This window comes from Thermostichus vulcanus str. 'Rupite' (genome assembly GCF_022848905.1).
GTDB lineage: Bacteria > Cyanobacteriota > Cyanobacteriia > Thermostichales > Thermostichaceae > Thermostichus > Thermostichus vulcanus_A.
On sequence record NZ_JAFIRA010000015.1, the window covers coordinates 21,287 to 40,875 of the forward strand.

Below are 19,589 nucleotides of genomic sequence, written 5' to 3' on the forward strand. Positions count from 1 at the left end.
CTCGACTTTGCATGGGTGGTTCTCCCTAGAGAGGTCTGAGGGGGATGTGGACGGGCAACTGCAGCTGCCCCAGTAGAGAACTTTTCTCTGGGGTTTTCCGTCTGAAGGTAGTGTTCGTAGGCATGGATTCCGGATCCCTTCTGGTAGATAGTAAGGGTGAGGATCCAGAAGATAACCCTTGAGGTGTGAACGATGCGTGAGTTTTCCCTTTGGCACGGTTGGAAGACTGCGGCTCTGGTGGTGAGCTGTGGCAGCTTAGCTCTGGTGGGGGATCCCGTTTGGGGACAACTGTCCGATATCAGTACCTACTGGGGTGCCCAGTACATCGCTGGTCTGAATGAGCGGCAAGTGATTGGGGGCTTCCCCGATGGCACCTTCCGTCCTAACGAATCTGTTACCCGTGCCCAATTTGCCGTCATCGTCACCAAAGCCTTTGGCCTGGATACCAACGTCCCTTCCCGCCCGTTTGCCGATCCGATCCCCAGCTGGGCAGCTCCTTCTATTGGCGCGGCAGCAGCGGCAGGGTTTGTTTCTGGCTTCCCGGATGGCACCTTTCGACCCAATGATGTGTTGACCCGCGCACAGGCGATCACCGTTCTCACCAAAGCGGCCACCAACGACAACTTCATCCAAGATGCCAACCAAATCGACCAGATTCTATCTGGGTTTGCCGATGCAGGGCTGGTTCCCAATTTCGCCCGTGCTCCGATCGCGACCGCTGTTCAGGAAAGCCTATTGGTACTCTATCCCAGCCCCGTGCAACTAAACGCCCAAGCGGTCGCTACCCGTGGAGAAGTGGCTGCCCTCACCTACCAAGCACTGGCCAAAGTGGGGCGGGTTCCTCCTCTCGATCCGCCAGTAGGAGCTGCCGTTCCCGGCCCTGGCATCAGCACCGAGATCATCGCAGAAGTCACTCCTACCCCCGAACCCCTGGCTACACCGGATATCCCCGTAGAACCTTTGGTGGAAACCCTGCCCACTGCTCCGGAGGTAAGGACATTCTTCACCCGTGAGGAGCTGGGATCCGTGAATCCGGGGGATACCTTTACCGTGTTTTTGTTGGGATCCCCGGGAGCCCAGGGGACTTTCTCCATTCCAGGCATTGCCTACAACATTCCCCTCCAAGAAACCCGTCCGGGCCAATACGAGGGATCCTATACCTTTCGCAGCCAAGACCAAGCCTCAGAAGTACCCATCTTTGCTCGTCTAGAACGGGGAGGCTTGGTAACCTTGGTACAGCTGCCTGACAAGACCATCTCCATTGGCCGGGTAACCGATACCACCTTCCCCACCATCAGCGAACTGGCCCCTGCCAATGGGGCTACGGTGGATAACCTGCGCCCGCAGATCTCGGCCCGTTTCCAGGACGACCAAGGCATTGATCTCAACAGCTTTACCCTGCTTGTCAATAATGTGGATGTGACAGCCCAAGCGCAGCTCACCGCCACCAGCTTTACCTATACCCCAGCGGAGCCCCTGCCCACCGATCAGCCCACCCTAATTGCTGTCCAGATCGCCGATACCAGTGGCAACACCGCCATTCAACAGTGGTCTTTCCGGGTGCAAACACCCACCCCAACACCTACCCCGACAGCAACGCCCACACCCACCGCCACTCCAACTCCGACTCCCGAACCCACCGCTACCCCTACGGCTACCCCAACCCCAGAGCCAACACCTACCCCGACTCCGGCAGCTACCCCAACTCCGACTCCCGAACCCACCGCTACCCCTACGGCTACTCCAACCCCAGAGCCAACACCCACCCCGACTCCGGCAGCTACCGCCACTCCAACTCCGGCAGCAACGGCTACCCCAACCGCAGAACCTGTGGCAGAGCCTTTGCCCTCTCCGGAAGGCCGTTCTCCAGAAGAGACAGAAAAAACCGAACCGGAAGCCGAAGCCGCGGATCCCTCGCCAGAAGCCCCAACAGCTGAAGAAGCCTCGCCTGAGCCTGAGGAAACTAACGAACCCTCTCCCTCCCCCAGCCCTTAGTGGACTAAGTCTTAATGGTGTTCCAAGGTCTATTTTGATAAAGTTGCACTCCACATTTAGTGGTCAGGGGAGAGGAGGGATGTTAAGCTACTGCCAGTTGTGACCGGGTGGGATCCATGAATCAAGCCAGATGGATGCAGTCTCTGCAGACTGTTTTGCCTTGGCGCTCCTTGCTCCTCAGCGGGGTCCTGTTGACCAGCGCAATTGCTCCTGTTGCGGCCCAAGAGTTTGAGTTCACACCGCCAAGACAACCTACGCAACCACCCTCCATTCCCACTTTGCCCTTGCTCACAGCCCCGCCTCCGGAAACCTCTGCCGTCCCACCCGCCCTGCCGGCGGTGCCGCAAGTACCCCAAATGCCCCTGGGAGGGGATCCCACTGCTCCGGTTTTGGATCCCAACACCGCTCCGATTCCAGTTGTGCCGTTCCAGGCCGCTCCAGGCCCCCAAGCCCCTTTAGGAGAAGCCTATTCCTATCAACGTCAGCCTGGCGTGAGCCCGGGCGGAGATCTATCGGGTCTAACCCGTGGTGAGTTGCCCGCCGGCACCACCATCCCTCTGACGGTTTATCGGGAAATCACCTTCCAACCCTATCAGGCCATCAACGGCAATCTGGAGGTGTCGGATCCGGTGGTGGATCGGTTTGGGCAGGTGGTGATCCCGGCGGGCAGTGTGGTGTGGGGAACCTTTGAGCCGGTTTACCGCGAGATCCAGCCCCTCAATCGTGTAGAAGACAATGCGGATCCCCAGGAACGGATTGTCGGCAGCCGCTTTGTGGCCAACCGCATCACCATTGGCTCCTCTACCTACCTGCTCAGGGGGCGTTCCCCCTTGTTGCGCGTCGGACTAGATCGCGGTGCTGATGTCAGTACAACGGTAGCTCGTGGAGCGGGGTATGGAGCGGCTGGAGGCTTAGCTCTGGGGGTGCTTACGGGTGGCATTGGCTTTCTACCCATTCTGGCTGGTGGGGTGGCCGGAGCAGCTGCAGGCAGTACCAATATCGACCGGGTGGTGACGTTACAACCCAATACTCTGGTGGAGTTGGAATTGGCGGATAGCCTGATCATCCAGTGACCTCCGAAGCGACCTCAGGCCGGTCGGTAGAGTAGAAGAGAGCCCCCTTGGTTTTCTCCCATGGCCCTCTGGATCTATGTTGTGCCCCCTCTAGCTGGGCTGGTGATTGGCTACTTCACTAATGACATTGCCATCAAAATGCTGTTTCGGCCCTACCGCCCCTATCGGCTGTTGGGTCGTCGCATTCCCTTCACCCCCGGCTTGATCCCACAGAATCAGCCTCGCCTGGCCAAGCAGATCGCCAACACGATCATGGGATCCCTGCTCACGCCGGAGGAGCTGCATAATCTGGCGCGTAAGCTGTTGCAGACAGAGCGGATGCAAGCCGGGATCCGCTGGCTACTGGGGGTGGCACTGGATCGACTGCAAAACCCGGAACAACAACAGCAAACGGCTCAGGTTTTGGCTCGCATTCTAGCGGATCTGTTCAATGAGTCGTTACCGCGCCTGATCAAGGTGCTGGCTCGCCAGGAGGAGTTTCTGGAGGGGCCGATCAACCAATTGTTCGACCAGGTGCTGCTGGATTTGCGCCTGAGCCGTGAGCAAGCCAAACAGCTCTCGGAGTGGATCCTCGATCAGGCGTTGCCCCCGAAAGTGTTGCGGCAAAACTTGGTGGACTTTCTAACAGACCGCAACATTGAGTCACTGGATGAAGAGTTTCGGGAACGAGCAACGGGATCCTACTGGGTGGTGGCCAACTTGTTCGGCCTAAAGAATGCCCTGCTGCGATTGCGAACCTACTGCCTGGAAGACCCCGAAGGAGCCGAAGCCATTTTGGAGGACTTACTCAAAGACATCAGCGCCAATCGCCGTCTAGCAGAGATCCTACAGAATCTCTCCCTACAAAACTTGCCCGTGGGTGCAGTGCGCCAGTTGCGCCGTACTCTGCGGGACGGGATCCAAGACTACCTGCGGGCCCAGGGGCCGGATTTGCTCCAAGGACTGGGTCATAGTATCGATTGGGAAAAGGTAGCCAGTTTGGTGTTGGGGCGTCTGCGCAACTCGAAAGTGTTGATGACCTCCATCGATCAGATCAGTGCTGACCTGGCTCTGGTGTTGGAGCGCTACCTGGAACGGGATCTGGAATCGTTAATGACGCAGGTGATCCCGGTGTTGAATTTGGATCAGGTGATCACCGACAAGGTCAATGCTACCTCTCCTGCCGACTTGGAACAGGCCATTCAGCAGATCGTGCGGCAAGAGCTACAGGCGATTGTCAACTTGGGAGGCATCTTGGGCTTTGTGGTGGGCTGTGTGCAGGTGCTGTTTTTGCTCCTCTAGGGATCCTGATCCCTCAAACAGAGTTCTGTCGCCCCAGCGGAACAGAGATCAACGAGGAGATCTATGATGGTGGAATGAGATTAACGATTCTCCATACTTCTGACCTGCACGCTAACCTCCATCCCTGGAACTATTTCACTGGGGCACCTGCTGAGCATGGTCTGGCCAAGCTTGCCACCCTGATCAAGCGAACCCGGGCTTCAACCCAGGATCCAGTGCTGTTGATCGACAGTGGCGACACGATTCAGGGATCCCCGTTAGGCACCTATTACGCTCAGGTGGAACGGGTCTCCCCCCACCCGATGGCTTGTGCTTTCAATGCCCTCGCCTACGATGCCTTCACCCCTGGGAACCACGATTTCAACTTTGGTCCACAGGTTCTGCAGGACTTCGTCACCGATTTGAACTGCCCAGTGATCTGTGCCAACATCCTTCGTCAAAACGGGGATCCCCTGTTTCAGCCCTATCGAATTCAAACCGTGCAGGGAATCCGTGTCGGACTCTTGGGCCTGACCACCCCCCGCATTGACACCTGGGAGCGTCCCGATCACATTGTTGGCTTGCGATTTGCCCCGATCCTGGAAACCGCCCATCACTATCTGCCTCTGCTGCGACCCCAAGTGGATGTGCTGGTGGTCATCCTGCACAGCGGCCCCAACCGCCTGCCCCCGCAACGCAGCCCCGAGCACTGGCGTACCCCGGATCGCTCTGATTGGCGCAGCAACAAAAGCCTGAATGGAGAAAACGAGCTCCTCAGTCTCGCTCAACTAGAAGACATCGATGTCATCCTCTCCGGCCATACCCACCAAACCATTGCTGGACTGGAGCAGGCCAAACCTCTGGTGGTGCAACCTGGCTTTTGGGGATCCCATCTATCGCGGGTCAGCCTGGAATTGGAAGAGCAAGGGCAAGGTTGGCGAGTCCACGGCGGACAGGTGGATATCCTTTCGGCAGAAGGGATCCCGCCAGATCCAGAATTGTTAGCCCTGACGGATCCCTATCACCAGGCTACCTTGCACTATGTCCATCAACCGGTTGGACATGCCCGTGCCCCCTATCCGGGGGGGTTAGCGGCGCGGCTAGGGGCCAATCCTCTGGCGGAACTGCTCCATCAGGCGCAGTTACAAGCGGTGCGGGAGGCTGGCTTCCCGGCAGAACTCTCCTTGGTTAACATTTGCAGTAGTGCTGGCTTGGCAGCGGGCCCCATTCGCTTGCAGGATGCCTATGGCATCACCGTCTACGACAATACCCTGTGTGTCTTAGAAGTCAGCGGGGAGATTCTGCGGCGGGCTTTGGAGCAGACAGCAGGCTACTTTCGACAGTTGGATCCGGATCATCTGCCTGCAGAGCCTACCGCTGTGGTTGCCCCCGATGCCCGCGGCTATACCTTTGATCTTTACCACGGCATCGACTACTGCTTTGATCTCACCCGTCCAGTCGGCAAGCGATTGGTCAACCTCCAGTTCCGCGGACAGCCCGTTGAGCCAACCCAAACTTTCCGTCTGGCGATTAACCACTATCGGGCAGGCGGTGGCGGTGGCTATGTGATGTTCCAGGAAGCAGAAACCCTCTGGATTTCCGCCGATAGCATTCGTGATTTTCTCGTCTACTACATCAACACCCATTCCCCCATTCAGCCCCTCTACAGCCACAACTGGAGCTTGATTCCCGATCTGGCCGAGATCTACTTCCCCAATTACTTCAGCCGACCCCAGGAAAGTCTGCTGGTAGGCTAGAGAAAGTCCCCCAAGAGCTAAGGATCCTGTCCGATCCAACGAGCGTTGGGGGAAGTCGGTAGAATACAATCAACGCGGCGGCCCGCTTTGGCTCGGTTCACGTCTGGTTCTGAAACCTGCCCAACTGGGGATCCGCCGACCTTTATGTCTATTGCTCACACTCTGCCTATTCAACCCATGACCTCTGAAGAAAAGCAACCGATGGCCCCAGAAGATGCCTATCCTGAACTACAGGAGGAGGAGATCGATGTGGAAGCGGAGCTAGAAAAGCTGATTTTAGAAGATAGTGAGGCCGAAGCCAGTGCCGCAGCAGGGGAAGCCACTGCTGAGCCTTCACTGGCTCAAAGTGAAGCTCTGAAGCAGCTCCAGCACGAATTGGAAGTGATGCGGCAGCAACTCAAGGAGAAAGAAGAATCCTATCTGCGCCTCTATGCCGACTTTGAAAACTACCGACGCCGTACTCAACGGGAAAAAGAGGAATTTAGCCAAAAGGAACGGCAGAAGTTTGTGCTGGAGATCTTGCCGGTTGTGGATAGCTTTGAGCGAGCCCAGCAGCAGGTGAAGCTAGAAACCGACCGAGAGCGAGAACTGCACAACAGTTACCAAAGTGTCTATCGGCTGCTAGTGGAATCCTTGAAAAAGATGGGGGTATCCCGCATGAAGGCCGTGGGTCAACCCTTCGACCCCAATCTGCACGAGGCCATTGCCCGTCAACCCAGCAGCGATTATCCCGAAGACGTGGTGGTCACGGAGTATCAAGCCGGCTACAAGCTAGGAGATCTCGTGATTCGGCACGCTATGGTGGCGGTTTCGGAAGGGATCCCGGAGAGAGAGGCGGTTGCCAACGGTGGGAGCCCGACTCCAGAGGCTCCAGAGGTAACCTCTGATCCCCAACCTGAAACTGATCCCCAACCTGAAACCGAAACCAGTCCTTCCCCAGAAAGCTAACTGGGCGATTTTCTGACCGTCAACTCATCTGGACTGGATCGATCCCTAAGACTTGGCAGCGTCCTCTGTGTGGGGCCTCGGGCACCACTGCACTCTGTAGCGGATTGAAGGAAGAGCATACATAACCCTGACGAATGCAGAGTCTCATTGGCTTCAAAGGCGCTACAGTGGGGCTACGTGAAGTGAGAGTATTGTCTGAAGGTTTCCACTGCTTTTTGGGCAGAATGGTTCTAGGCTCCGTAAAATCACGCGCTTGGGCTGAAACTTGACGCACTGGGACAGGGGACTATGGGCAAAGTCATCGGGATCGACCTAGGCACCACCAACAGCTGTGTGGCGGTCTTGGAGGGCGGACAACCTGTCGTGATTACCAATGCCGAAGGAGGTCGCACAACCCCCAGTATCGTCGGATTTGCCAAAAATAATGCGCGACTGGTGGGGCAATTGGCCAAGCGGCAGGCCGTCACCAATGCCGAAAACACCGTGTTCAGCGTCAAACGCTTTATTGGGCGCACCTTTGCTGAAACCGAAGCAGAGCGTCTGCGGGTTCCCTATAAGGTGATCCCCGGTCGCGACAACATGGTGGAAGTGGCCATCCAAGATCGGGCCTACACGCCGCAGGAGATCTCCGCCATGATTCTGCAAAAGCTGAAGGCGGATGCCGAAGCCTATCTGGGAGAACCCGTCACCCAAGCGGTGATCACCGTTCCTGCCTACTTTACCGATGCTCAGCGACAGGCCACCAAAGATGCCGGTACCATTGCCGGGTTGGAGGTGCTGCGCATCATCAATGAGCCGACGGCTGCTGCTTTAGCTTATGGGTTAGACAAGCAGGATCAGGATCTGTGTATTTTGGTTTTTGACCTCGGGGGGGGCACCTTCGATGTCTCTGTCTTGCAACTGGGCAGTGGCGTATTCGAGGTACGGGCAACTGCCGGCAACAACCACCTGGGGGGCGATGATTTCGACCAAAAAATTGTCGATTGGCTCACCCGCGAATTCATGAACATGGAGGGGATCGACCTCTCGCAAGATCGCATGGCCCTACAACGGATGCGGGAAGCTGCCGAGAAAGCCAAGATTGAACTCTCCAGCACCCAAGCCACCTCCATCAACTTGCCTTTTATCACCGCCGACGACTCTGGCCCCAAGCACTTGGAAGTGGAGTTGACCCGAGGCAAATTTGAGGAATTGGTGCGGGATCTGGTGGAAGCAACCGTAGAGCCAACCGAGCAAGCCCTCAAAGATGCTGGAATTTCTGCAGAAAGCATCGATAAAGTTTTGTTGGTGGGGGGATCCACCCGCATTCCTGCCATTCAAGAAAAGATCAAGCAGATTTTCAAAGGCAAAACCCCCGATCGCTCGGTTAACCCCGATGAGGCAGTCGCCCTCGGAGCCGCTATCCAGGCAGGGGTGATGGGTGGAGAAGTCAAAGATCTGCTCTTGCTAGACGTGATTCCCCTCTCCATTGGGGTGGAAACCTTGGGAGGGGTTTTTACCCGTATCATCGACCGCAACACCACTGTACCCACCAGCAAGACCCAAATTTTCTCCACAGCTACGGATGCCCAAAGTGTGGTGGAGATCCATGTTTTGCAAGGGGAGCGAGCCATGGCCCGAGACAACAAAACCCTGGGGCGCTTTCAACTGACCGGGATCCCGCCTGCTCCTCGCGGGGTACCCCAGATCGAGGTGTCTTTTGATATCGATGCAAACGGGATTTTGAAAGTGTCTGCCCGCGAAAAAGGTACTGGCATTGAGCAGAGTGTCAAGATCACCAACAATGGTGGCTTGAGCAGCACCGAGATCGAGCGGATGCGCCGGGAAGCTGACGCTTATGCCGAAGAGGACCGACGCCGACAACAGGTGGTAGAAGCCCGCAACCAATCCGATGCCCTACTCTACAACTACGACAAAACCTTGGAAGAACATGGTAACCGACTCAGTGAAGCCCGGCTGGAGCGGGGAGCCTACATGGCGGGCACATTGAGGGCATTGCTGGCAGATGATAACGTAGATTTAGCAACTTTACGGAATGCAATGGAAGATCTGCGGGTCGTCCTCCTGGAGATGGGTAGCGAGATCTATGGCACTCGCTGAAGTCTATCTTCAGGGGAAGATGCGCCCCTGTTCCATCGCTTGCGGGCTTGTTCCGGCAAGAGGGCTGTTGCACCGCCTGCCAGGTTGCGTTGTTGATCGTATTTGATCTTTATCCCTCTGAAGCGCTTCTATGGCTCGTGACTACTACGAAATTTTGGGGGTTAGCCGTGATAGCTCCAAAGAAGATATCAAGCGAGCTTATCGACGGTTGGCTCGTAAGTATCACCCCGATGTCAACAAGGAGCCCGGTGCTGAGGATCGCTTCAAGGAGATCAACCGCGCCTATGAAGTGCTCTCCGACAACGAAATGAAAGCCCGTTATGACCGCTTCGGGGAGGCGGGCTTGGGAGGAGCTGCGGCTGCAGCGGGTGGCTTCCAGGATTTTCCCGGCATGGGGGGCTTTGCCGATATCTTCGAGAGCTTTTTCACCAACTTCGCTGGGGCGGGCACGGGTTATACCCGTAGTCGCAATGGCCCGGTGCGAGGAGATGATCTGCGCTTTGACCTGAAATTGGAGTTTCTGGAGGCGATCTTCGGGGGAGAAAAGCAAATTCGCATCAGCCACCTGGAAACTTGTACTGTGTGTGGGGGCAGTGGGGCAAAACCGGGTACCGATGTGAAAACCTGTCCAACCTGTGGGGGAAGTGGGCAAGTGCGGCGGGCAACTCGCACTCCGTTTGGGAGCTTTACCCAAGTGTCCGTTTGCCCCACCTGTTCCGGTTCTGGCCAAGTTGTGGAGGAGGTTTGCTACCACTGCAACGGCGAAGGCTTAGCCCAAACCACCAAGAAATTGCGCATTAATATCCCGGCGGGGGTGGATAGTGGTACCCGCTTGCGGGTGTCTGGAGAAGGGGATGCCGGTCGTCGCGGTGGCCCACCTGGGGATCTGTACGTCTACCTGTTTGTGGAGGCAGATCCCGACTTCCAGCGGGATGGTCTAACCATTTTGTCGGAAGTGCGTGTGAGCTATTTGCAAGCCATTTTGGGGGCAAAAGTCTCGGTGCCCACCGTGGACTCAAAGGCAGGTCTGGAGGAGGAAGTGGAGCTGACGATTCCCGCCGGATCCCAACCTGGTACCGTGCTGACCCTGGAGGGTAAGGGAGTGCCTCGTATTGGCAACTCGGTAGCCCGTGGGGATCACCAGCTCACCCTTGTGGTGGAGATCCCGACTCGCATTAGCGCCGAAGAGCGAGAACTGCTGATGCGCTTAGCGGAATTACACGGAGAACGGATCAACAAACGGGATGGTTTCTTGGGGGGTTTGCTGCGAGGACTTGCCCAAATGCCCGGTAACCGGGAGCGTGAAGAGGAATGACGTCAGAGATCGGTTTTTCCACTGGCTCTTCCCCAGTAATCAAGTCTGTTCTCGATCAACGCGGGATCCCTTGTCCCCTAAACTATGTGCGGGCCAAGTTGCGGCTGGAACGGATGGCTCCAGGAGATCTGCTGGAACTCTGGCTGGATGCTGGGGAACCTCTAGAGCAGGTGCCCAATAGCTTAGCCATGGCTGGACATCAGATTGAGAAGCAACAGGCAGCGCCAGAAGGGCATTACATTCTCTGGGTCCGTCGAGGCACCCCTGAGTCTGTATGAACCTGCAAACACCTGTTTCGTCAAAGGGTGATGTTCCCGGCACCTACATCGGTTGGGTGCGAGCGGTACAAGCCAATTTTTATCGAGTACGGCTTGATCCTGCTTTAGTGGCTGCAGACTCCCATTTAGACCTTCCCGCCCCTGATGAAAAATCAACTCCAGCCGAGATTCTCTGTACCCGTCGGGCCAAGTTAAAAAAAACCAGGCAACAGGTGATGGTGGGAGACTGGGTGGAGGTAAGCCTTTCCCCTGGGGTTGGGGATCTCTGGCCAGAACAGGGGGTCATCGAAGGGATCCTACCGCGACGGACTCAGCTGCATCGACCGGCTATTGCCAATTTGACCCAAACCTTGGTGGTAATGGCTCTAGCAGAGCCTGCCCCAGATCCCCATTTGCTCAATCGTTTGCTGGTGCAGGCAGAAGCTAGCCAGTTACGAGTGCAGGTGATTCTGAACAAAGCCGATTGTGTGGATCCGGCTGTGGCTGTGTCTTGGATGAATCGGGTGCAGAGTTGGGGATACGCTCCCTTGCTAGTCAGTGTTCGCACAGGCTTGGGGATCCCGGCACTACTGGAGCGGTGTCGGCAGCAAATTTCAGTGGTGACAGGCCCTTCGGGAGTGGGAAAATCCAGTTTGCTCAATCGGATATTGCCAGATGCTCAGTTGGCTACCCAGGCCGTTTCTGGGCGGTTGCGTCAGGGTCGGCACACCACCCGTCATGTGGAGCTGTTTCCGCTGCCAGAGGGCGGTTGGATCGCCGATTCTCCAGGCTTTAATGCCCTAGAAGGGATCCCGCTAGTTCATCCTGTGCAACTGATTCAGTGTTTCCCGGAGGTACGGGATCGCTTAGGTCACTGCCAGTTTCGAGATTGTTTGCACGATCAAGAACCGGGCTGCAGGGTTCGGTATCCGGAATGGGAACGGCATTCACTTTATCTGGAACTGTTACAAGAAGTTCAGGAACTACAACAGGGGGAAGGAGGATCTATACCGGCCCGTCAAGAGCCTAGAGATGGCAGCGAAAAAAAAATTCCTCCTCGCCATCGCCACCTCTCCCGCCGGTACATTCGCCAAACCTTCCACAGTCAAAAACTAGACTCTCTGGGGTCAGAAAAATGAGGGTTCTGGTGAAAATTGTCAATGATCTTCATGCTTGTCGTACAGCCCTAAGTTCGTCGTACTCTGGAGATGCAAATCATCCAATGCCAAATATCTGGAGGAGTGCTTATGTCAACATCTAAAGTTTCTGGGGGACACCCGGGATCCCTGACGCAAAAGGGACGCCAGCTCTTCTCCGGTCTTTTGGCTTCGACGTTGGTTTTGGCCGGCTGTGGAGGAGGAGGAGGGGGTACGGTTCCACCGCCCTTGGTTAATGTTTGCCAACAAGCCTTTAACCCGCAGCTTTTCGCCTCTATTGGCTTGCAACGGCAGGGGGATAGCCGCAGTGGAACTCTTGGGCCAAACAGCCTGCTGGAGTTCTACTTTGATGGTGCTGGCAATTTGCAAAATGCGCGGACAAATCCTCCCCCGGCGGGTACGTTCACCTTCTTTTCTGATGCTTTCCTCTACTTCCCTTCCGCTGCCAATGTAACTGGGGTAACGATTCGCCTCACCAGCCCTGTCTTTGATCCGTTGTTGCAAATTGGGGGCTTTGACAGCAACCGCACCTTGGATCGGGATCTCATTTTTGTGAATGATGATGCCGCTCCCGGCAACTTCACCATCTCTGAGCTGACCATTCCTGTCCGTCAAGACCGATGCTATTTGGTACAAGTACAAAGCTACTGGGCTCAGAATGCTTCCCCAACAGCTGGCCCGGGTAGCCCAGGACGGGGTGCCTTCACCCTTCAGGTTGTCAGTGAAACGTTTGCAGCTCCTCCTCCTCGCCCTCAACAGCAGCAGAAACCTCCCAGTGAAGCTGGCGGTGGTGGTGATCGAGGGGGCGGCATCGGTATTTGACCCCGCCCTGGATCCCTCTCAATAACGGGATCTCCTGGAAAACAAACAATCAACATAGAAAAGCCCGGGATCCCTACTCAATCCTGGGCCTTTTTATTGGAGCCTGCTGCCATCTGGTCAGAGCACTGGGAAGTCAGGCGAATCAGTGACTATTGGTTCCCAAGCCTCAGGAACTGAACGCCACAGATGTTCTAGCCCTGACGAGTTAGGGTAATCGGAAAACTTGCGCTACCACAGGTGGCTGTGCCGCGAATGGAGCGCCCATCTGGGCTGACGGTACCACTCCAGGTAACGTTCGGGGTGCCAGCTCCACCGGCTCTGCCACTGACAGAAAATTGGTTGTTACTGAACTGGCCACTGCGCTCTCGAAAACTGGGAGAAGCAATGCTGATTTGGTCTCCATTGTGGCTGATGGAAACCGTTTCTCGTACCCCGCTTGCGGAATTGACTCGACAGGTGGATCCCTGCCAGGCAAAAGATCCTCCCTCGTAAACCCACTGACCACTCAGGGCAAGCTCGACTACAGGTGTAGGCGTTGCAGGGGTAGGTGTGATGACCGGTGGGGGAGCGGGCGTTGGAGTCGGGGGAGGAGTGGGGGGAAGAAGAGGGGTAAATGTGGGGATAGGGGTGGGTGGAGGTGTTGGGGGAGCCGGAGTCAGCGTTGAGGTGGGTTGAGGGGGCGCCGGAGTGGGGGTCGGGGTGGGCGTGGGGGTCGGGGTCGGTGGGGGTGTTGGAGTAGGTGTTGCTACGACAGGGGTAGGCGTTGGGGTAGGGACTGGCGGTGGAGTTGGGGTACAGCGAGGCACAAGTTGCTGGCGATACTCTTCCAATCGAGCTTGTTGATCCGGGTAATCCTGCAAAATCCGCTGAATGAAATCCAGAGCAGGCTGACAATTGCGGTTGGTCACCGCTTCGTTTGCCAACTGATCCAGGCGCTGATAATACTCTGCCAAGGGTGTTGGGGTCGGCGTCGGAGCGGGAGTCGGGGGCGGTGGAGTAGGTGTAGGGGGTGGAGTGGGGGTCGGCGTAATTTCGGGAGTAGGTTCTGGCGTAGGGGTTAAGGTTACTTCCGGTGTGGGGGTTGGGATGACTTCAGGTGTTGGAGTGGGAGAGGGGGTGACAACTGGAGTCGGGGTAGGTTCGGGTTCATCCTCGATATCAATGACGGTAGGGCGTGGCCAGAGGAAAAAGGCCGCCAACAGAGCGACAACACCCAGGGATCCCCCTGCCAAGATCCACTTCAGACCGTTGGCGGAGGACTGTTGCAATACCGTCTTTGCTTGTGGCGCCCGCAGCGGGTGGGTGCGAGGGGTATCGGAGATGGGCGGTGTTTCTGGTGGGGGCGGGGCTGGGGGTGGAGGAACTTGGACAGCAGCACTATCTGCTGGGATGATGGTTGATTCTCCTGATTTGGGTTGCCCCTTGGGTTGAGATGCGAGGGCTTCAGTTTCCGGCAACGACTTTACAGGGGGATCCGAGAGAATGGGTTCTCGATCGGTGATGTAATAAGGGATCCCTGGCCCCGTAGGGGGAGAGAAAACCGGTTCGTCCTCAATGAGCTCCAGATCCTGATCGCGGATATCTTCAAACCCCCCCGCAGCAGAGCCTGTATTTCCGAGAGTTCGGAGTGGTAGTTTAGGGCCGTTGGAGGGAGAAGGTATTGTGGTCGCTTGTCCAGGGGGAGCAGTTGACCCCGTGGGAAGTATTTCTGTGCTGGCCTGGCTTGGAGAAACTTGGGTAGCGACTGTCAGGTCGTAGGCTTGCAGCAATCGTTCCCCTAGCTCCCGCATAGTTTGGGGTCGTTCATCGGGGTTTTTCTTCAGGCAGTCCATCACCACCTCTGCCAAACGAGGTGGGATCGGCTGAGAGGTCGTATCTGGATTGATGTCTATCGGGGTTTCATAGCAATGGGCGTGGATCCAACTGTGCAGAGAGTCGGTCTCCAGTTGGAAGGGCATCGAGCCAGTGAGCATTTCATAGAGCACCACCCCAAAGGAGTAGATATCAGAGCGGGCATCCAAAGATTTACCCCGCATTTGCTCTGGAGAAGCATACCGGGCAGTCCCAATAAACCCGCCTCCTTTCTGGGTACCGAGGCTGAGGGTTTGATCCGCTAGAGTCTTGGCCACGCCAAAGTCGAGGATTTTGAGTTGGGTGGTGGGTTTGCCGTTTTGGAGAATTTGCTCGATGAAGAGGTTGCTGGGCTTAATGTCGCGGTGGATAACCCCACGAATTTCACGATCATCTAACTTGGCTTGAAAGGTGTGGGCATAGTACAAACCTTCACAAGCTTGCAGGGCCAAGCGAATGGCTTGTCGAACGGGTAAGGCGCCTTTGGATCGGATCCATTTAGCCAGATCCTGACCTTTCAGGTACTCCATGACCAAATAGGCTTGCTCACCTTGCTGCCCATGATCCAAAACTTTGATGATGCGCGGGTGTTGCCCAAGTAGAGAGCTGACGCGAATCTCTTCAGCAAACCGACGGCGCAAATCGGTTTGAGAATCCCCTCGACCCACCATCATCGGGGCATACAACACTTTGATAGCAACTTCTTGCCGGTTGTTTTGCAAGTCTAGGGCCCGAAAGACGGATCCCATGCCACCGCCGCCAATCTCCTGTTGCAGTAGATAGCGATCGCCCAAAATGCGGTTGGTCAGCTCTGAGGTCATGGCTTTGGACGTTTTAGGAGGGGCAGTTTGGGTGAGGATGTTCATACAATAAACCGAATTACTGGGGCTGTCTTGCCCATTCTGGTGGCTGAACTCAGGGATCCTGAACCGACATCTAAGTTATAGAAGGATGCTGGGTTATCGAGGGTGACGGGACGGGGGGTGTTACCGTGATCGCCCTCACTACTCGGTTGGCGGTTTTCTGTTGAGCTGAGGGGGATTTGCCGGTCACGGTGGCCATCGGGGAGCGGGGAGGGGATGATCGATTCTGACTGCTAGGGATCCCAGCACGAGGTGAGCCATGGATTTGGGTTTGGTGGTGATTGCCTATAAAGAAGGGGATCGGGAGAGCAAAGCCGCTTGTCAGGTGTGTGCCGAACAGTTGCGCCATCGTGGGGTGACGGTGTTAACAGCTCCGACCGGTTTGCACCACAATCCTTACCCGGTGTTTCTGGAGGCCACTTCCGAACCCATCGATTTGGCGGTGGTGCTGGGGGGAGACGGTTCTGTATTGGCGGCAGCTCGTTTTTTAGCCCCGCATGGGATCCCGATTTTGCCAATTAAATCCGGGGGTAGGTTGGGCTTTTTGGCTCAGTCGGAACAGGTGTTGCGGCAGGATCCCTGGGATCGCATCCAAGCCGGAGATTTTATTGTGCAGCCCCGCATGATGTTGCAAGCCCAAATCCTAGAACAACCCCAACTGGGGCAAGGGGATCCCCTACCGACTCGCGGTGAAGGGAAACAGGGCCGCCCGGTCAGTGAGGTGTACTACGCCCTCAATGAAATGTGCCTCAAGCCGATTAACCGGGAACGGTTGCCCGCCGCGATTATGGAAATTGAGGTGAATGGCGAAATTTTGGATCAGTACCACGGGGATGGGGTACTGGTCGCTACACCCACGGGATCCACCTCCTATACGCTGGCTGCCAATGGCCCGATTATTGATCCTGCTCTGGAGGTGATCACCATCACCCCCATCTGTCCCTTGAGCTTATCCAGTCGTCCGATTGTGATCGGTGGCTCGGCCAAGGTGGAAATTTGGCCGCTTTCGGATGCGGAAGGATTGGCCCGCTTATGGACGGATGGGGTATTAGCGCAGTCGGTCAACCCCGGTCAATGGGTGGAAATTCAACGGGCTCCCACAGCAGCCAAGCTAATAATCCTAGAAAACAATCTCTCCTACTTTCGAACCTTACGGGAAAAATTGCAGTGGGCGGGCAGCCGGATTTACATCCCCACCACCAATCACCGTCCCGATTGGGGATAAGTAGATTTTAAGGTTAGCGGGTTAAGGTGACGAAGTTCAACTGGGATCCACAGCGGAGCATACTCATGAGCCTGAGACTCTATCTCCTTAGACATGGTGAAACCCCCTACAGCCGTTCTGGTGGGTTTTGTGGGGCTTTGGATCCCGACCTGACTCCAGAAGGGGAGCAGATGGCGGTAGCCTTTGCCACAGCCTATGCCGGGATCCCTTGGCAAGCCCTTTACGTCAGCCCGATGAAGCGCACCCTAGCTACCCTCCGACCGCTGGCAGAAAAGACAGGCTTAGAGATGCAAATCCGGGAGGGACTGCGGGAGATCCACTACGGTGAATGGGAAGGCAAAACCCACCCAGAGGTGCGAGACTCCTACACCGAAGACTATCTGCGTTGGATGACCGAGCCTGCTTGGAACCCGCCCACAGGCGGCGAAACCGCTGTACAAATTGCTAACCGCGCCATGCCAGTGGTGGCCGAGATCGAGGAAAAATTTACCGATGGCAACGTGTTGATTGTTTCCCACAAAGCGACGATTCGGGTTATTCTATGTAGCCTACTGGGTATTGATCTGGGCCGCTATCGAGATCGGATTGAAGTTCTGGCTGCTTCTGTTAGTGTCATTAAGTTTGATCGCTACGGCCCTCTTCTGGAAGTGTTGGGAGAACGCAACTATTTACCTGAATCTTTGCGAGAGAGAGCGGGTACTTGACCTTTCTCATTCAGGATGAAAAATAGCTTAGAGTTCTAGAGTCAAGAAGTGTCAAGAAATTAAAACGTGCTTCTCCAAAACGGGATTCTTTTCTAAATAGGCAACCATGAGCAAGAAAATCGGATTGGCGCTGGGCAGCGGCGGAGCGAGGGGATGGGCACATATTGGGGTAATTCGGGCACTAGAACGGGCTGGGATCCCGATTGACTATATTGCCGGAGCCAGTATTGGTGCTTTTGTGGGGGCCATTTATGCGGCAGGGGAATTGGATGAACTAGAAGAATTTGTGCGGGATCTGAACTGGAAGATGATCTTATCCTTGTTTGATGTGGTATTCCCCACCTGTGGGCTTTTGGATGGCAACAAGATTTATGATCTGCTCACAGAACATCTGCAAGAACTGTGCATTGAAGAAGCCGGGATCCCATTTTGTTGTGTTGCAACCGATCTGATCACAGGGAAAGAAGTGCTCTTGCGCTCTGGGAAAATGGCAGACGCTGTGCGGGCCAGTATTTCTATTCCGGGAATCTTCACCCCCTTTCAACATGAAGGGTGCTACCTAGGGGATGGGGGAATTGTCAACCCGGTGCCGGTCCAGGTGGTACGAGAGATGGGAGCGGATATTGTAATTGCGGTGAACCTCAATCACGTGGATCCCGCTGATTTAGAGCCTCAGCTCGAAGAAACGGAGGTGGAAGAAACTTTTCAGCGCCGTCAACGGCTTAATGCCGCAGGGGAAGTGATTGAAGAAGAAACCAACTTCATCACCCGCATTCGCAAACGCTACCAATCCTTGCAAGAAGGGATCCAAGAAAAAATTAGCCAGTGGATTCCGGATGAACCTGCCGGCCCCAATATTTTTGATGTGATTGGTACAACCCTTAACGTCATGGAGCAGAGCATTACCCGCAGCATTTTAGCCCAGTATCCACCGGATTTGCTTTTACAACCCAAGCTCAGCCAATACGGTATTTTTGATTTCCATGAGGCGGATCCGATTATTCGGGAAGGCTACCGTCAGATGCGCAGAGCGATTCCAGAATTACGCCAAAAGTTGGAGGGTTAAGGAAGTCTATTCTGTATCGATGGGGATAAATTGCAACAGGGATCCCGTCGGAATCAAATGAGCTGGTATAGCATCTCCACCTGCAATCCGATGGGCCATCAATAAACAGCGATCATGGGCGGTCAGGCTAAACACAGCCTCAGAATTAGTCCCTGCTTTCAGTTGGGGATCCCCGACAAAAGTGAGTTGTGCCAACACGGCCAAAAGGTGATCCTGATGGGCCAAATCTGCTCCAAAGCGAGTCCGCTCTTGCAAGGTTACCAACGCAACTGGATGCCCTTCCTGGATCAGATAGGAGAGGATCCCGGCACAACGCTCTACAGCCCGTTCTAACTGGTTTCGATGAGCCTCGGGAGTTTCTCCTTGAGGTTGCCAGCGATTTTCGAAACAGAGGGTGATTGCCTGGGAACGCGGTCGTTCGAATTCCCGCGCGATCAGCTGATCCCGTTTGGCGGAGATCTTCCAATGGATAGAGCGAACATCCTCCTGAGGGCGATATTGCCGCAAGCTAAGGTAGTCCCCCTCTTGACCCGGTTGTGGGCGCAATTGGCTGCCACCGCTGAGAAAATCCAACACTCTCAACCCCTGAACAGGAGCTGGCTGAGGAAATACGATCACGGGCTGGGGATCCGCAATCTCAACAGTCTTGCGGAATAATTCAAACGGAAAGCTGCTGGCAATCTCAAAGCCCTGTAACTGCCACACCCCCCGCTGAGGAAAGATATGCCGATAAAAGGTATTCACACTGGCTTGGGCATCAGCCCGCAAGATGTAGCTAGAAGGCCAGTCTTCCCGCTTGAGACCCTCAATGCGTTCGCTCACTTGCAAAGAAAAACTGGGCAGGCGCCGTTTGCGATTGGTTAGCGTAAGGCCCACCAAGACAGGCTGACCGGCAAAAATTCGGCTAGGTAACTGCCGAGAAACGTCCAAATCTTTGAGGGTGGCATCGCAGATCATCCCGCTGATTAAGATTAAGCTAAGCAACATCCCCAGCAACAAATAAAGGGGATTATTGCCCGTATTGAAAGCAGCAATGCTAACTAACAGGGTGATCCCAATAAACCGCCGTCCAATTCGAGTGGAGCGGAAACGGCGAGGAAAGCGAAATTTAGGCTTGGATCTCGACTGGAGTGAGGAGGGAGTAAGGCTCAACCCCAACTGAGACAAGAACCGAAACACTTTGGTCAACACAGCAA

The 19,589-nt window shown here is 55.6% G+C and carries 15 protein-coding genes; 13 read left to right on the top strand and 2 right to left on the bottom strand.

Annotated elements, in window-relative coordinates; translation table 11 throughout:
- Nucleotides 1–192 precede the first annotated feature (192 nt).
- The 10 genes from JX360_RS17540 (at nt 193) to JX360_RS07510 (ending at nt 12,684) form a co-directional block, all read left to right on the top strand.
- Nucleotides 193–1,995 carry an S-layer homology domain-containing protein gene (locus JX360_RS17540; protein ID WP_279611331.1) on the top strand — a complete coding sequence of 601 codons (1,803 nt, stop codon included), beginning with the start codon at nt 193–195 and terminating at the stop codon, nt 1,993–1,995.
- A 116-nt stretch (nt 1,996–2,111) separates the two neighbouring features.
- Entirely contained in the window at nt 2,112–3,068 is a 957-nt protein-coding gene (locus tag JX360_RS07470; protein ID WP_244350031.1) for a hypothetical protein, read from the top strand.
- Nucleotides 3,069–3,128: 60 nt separating this feature from the next.
- Entirely contained in the window at nt 3,129–4,349 is a 1,221-nt protein-coding gene (locus JX360_RS07475; RefSeq protein WP_244350032.1) for a DUF445 domain-containing protein, read from the top strand.
- Nucleotides 4,350–4,423: 74 nt separating this feature from the next.
- Nucleotides 4,424–6,085, top strand: a complete 1,662-nt coding sequence (locus JX360_RS07480; protein ID WP_244350033.1) for a bifunctional metallophosphatase/5'-nucleotidase — start codon at nt 4,424–4,426, stop codon at nt 6,083–6,085.
- Between the two features lie 144 nt (nt 6,086–6,229).
- Nucleotides 6,230–7,033, top strand: coding sequence for a nucleotide exchange factor GrpE (gene grpE, locus JX360_RS07485; protein ID WP_244350034.1), 804 nt, complete (start codon nt 6,230–6,232; stop codon nt 7,031–7,033).
- A 288-nt stretch (nt 7,034–7,321) separates the two neighbouring features.
- Nucleotides 7,322–9,133, top strand: a complete 1,812-nt coding sequence (gene dnaK, locus JX360_RS07490) for a molecular chaperone DnaK (RefSeq protein ID WP_244350035.1) — start codon at nt 7,322–7,324, stop codon at nt 9,131–9,133.
- Nucleotides 9,134–9,263: 130 nt separating this feature from the next.
- On the top strand, nt 9,264–10,448 hold the full coding sequence (gene dnaJ / locus JX360_RS07495) for a molecular chaperone DnaJ (RefSeq protein ID WP_244350036.1): 1,185 nt from the start codon (nt 9,264–9,266) through the stop codon (nt 10,446–10,448).
- Nucleotides 10,445–10,726, top strand: coding sequence for a sulfurtransferase TusA family protein (locus tag JX360_RS07500; RefSeq protein WP_244350037.1), 282 nt, complete (start codon nt 10,445–10,447; stop codon nt 10,724–10,726). Before dnaJ ends, JX360_RS07500 begins: the two co-directional genes overlap by 4 nt.
- The gene (gene rsgA, locus JX360_RS07505; RefSeq protein ID WP_244350038.1) at nt 10,723–11,844 is read left to right on the top strand and encodes a ribosome small subunit-dependent GTPase A; all 1,122 of its coding nucleotides are present in this window, start codon (nt 10,723–10,725) and stop codon (nt 11,842–11,844) included. Before JX360_RS07500 ends, rsgA begins: the two co-directional genes overlap by 4 nt.
- Nucleotides 11,845–11,952: 108 nt before the next feature.
- Nucleotides 11,953–12,684, top strand: coding sequence for a hypothetical protein (locus JX360_RS07510; protein ID WP_244350039.1), 732 nt, complete (start codon nt 11,953–11,955; stop codon nt 12,682–12,684).
- Between the two features lie 191 nt (nt 12,685–12,875).
- Here the strand turns inward: JX360_RS07510 and JX360_RS07515 are convergent, their stop codons facing one another.
- On the bottom strand, nt 12,876–15,401 hold the full coding sequence (locus JX360_RS07515) for a serine/threonine protein kinase (protein ID WP_279611332.1): 2,526 nt from the start codon (nt 15,399–15,401) through the stop codon (nt 12,876–12,878).
- A 256-nt stretch (nt 15,402–15,657) separates the two neighbouring features.
- Here JX360_RS07515 and JX360_RS07520 point away from each other — a divergent pair, with 256 nt between their 5' ends.
- The 3 genes from JX360_RS07520 to JX360_RS07530 all read left to right on the top strand — a co-directional run bounded on the left by JX360_RS07520 (nt 15,658) and on the right by JX360_RS07530 (nt 18,393).
- A complete protein-coding gene (locus JX360_RS07520; RefSeq protein WP_244350040.1) occupies nt 15,658–16,623 on the top strand; it encodes an NAD(+) kinase in 966 nt (321 codons plus the stop codon).
- 65 nt (nt 16,624–16,688) lie between these two features.
- The gene (locus tag JX360_RS07525; RefSeq protein ID WP_244350041.1) at nt 16,689–17,327 is read left to right on the top strand and encodes a histidine phosphatase family protein; all 639 of its coding nucleotides are present in this window, start codon (nt 16,689–16,691) and stop codon (nt 17,325–17,327) included.
- A gap of 106 nt (nt 17,328–17,433) precedes the next feature.
- Complete coding sequence (locus JX360_RS07530; protein WP_244350042.1) at nt 17,434–18,393, top strand: patatin-like phospholipase family protein; 960 nt, start codon at nt 17,434–17,436, stop codon at nt 18,391–18,393.
- A gap of 6 nt (nt 18,394–18,399) precedes the next feature.
- Here the strand turns inward: JX360_RS07530 and JX360_RS07535 are convergent, their stop codons facing one another.
- On the bottom strand, nt 18,400–19,572 hold the full coding sequence (locus JX360_RS07535; RefSeq protein WP_244350068.1) for a DUF58 domain-containing protein: 1,173 nt from the start codon (nt 19,570–19,572) through the stop codon (nt 18,400–18,402).
- Nucleotides 19,573–19,589 lie beyond the last annotated feature (17 nt).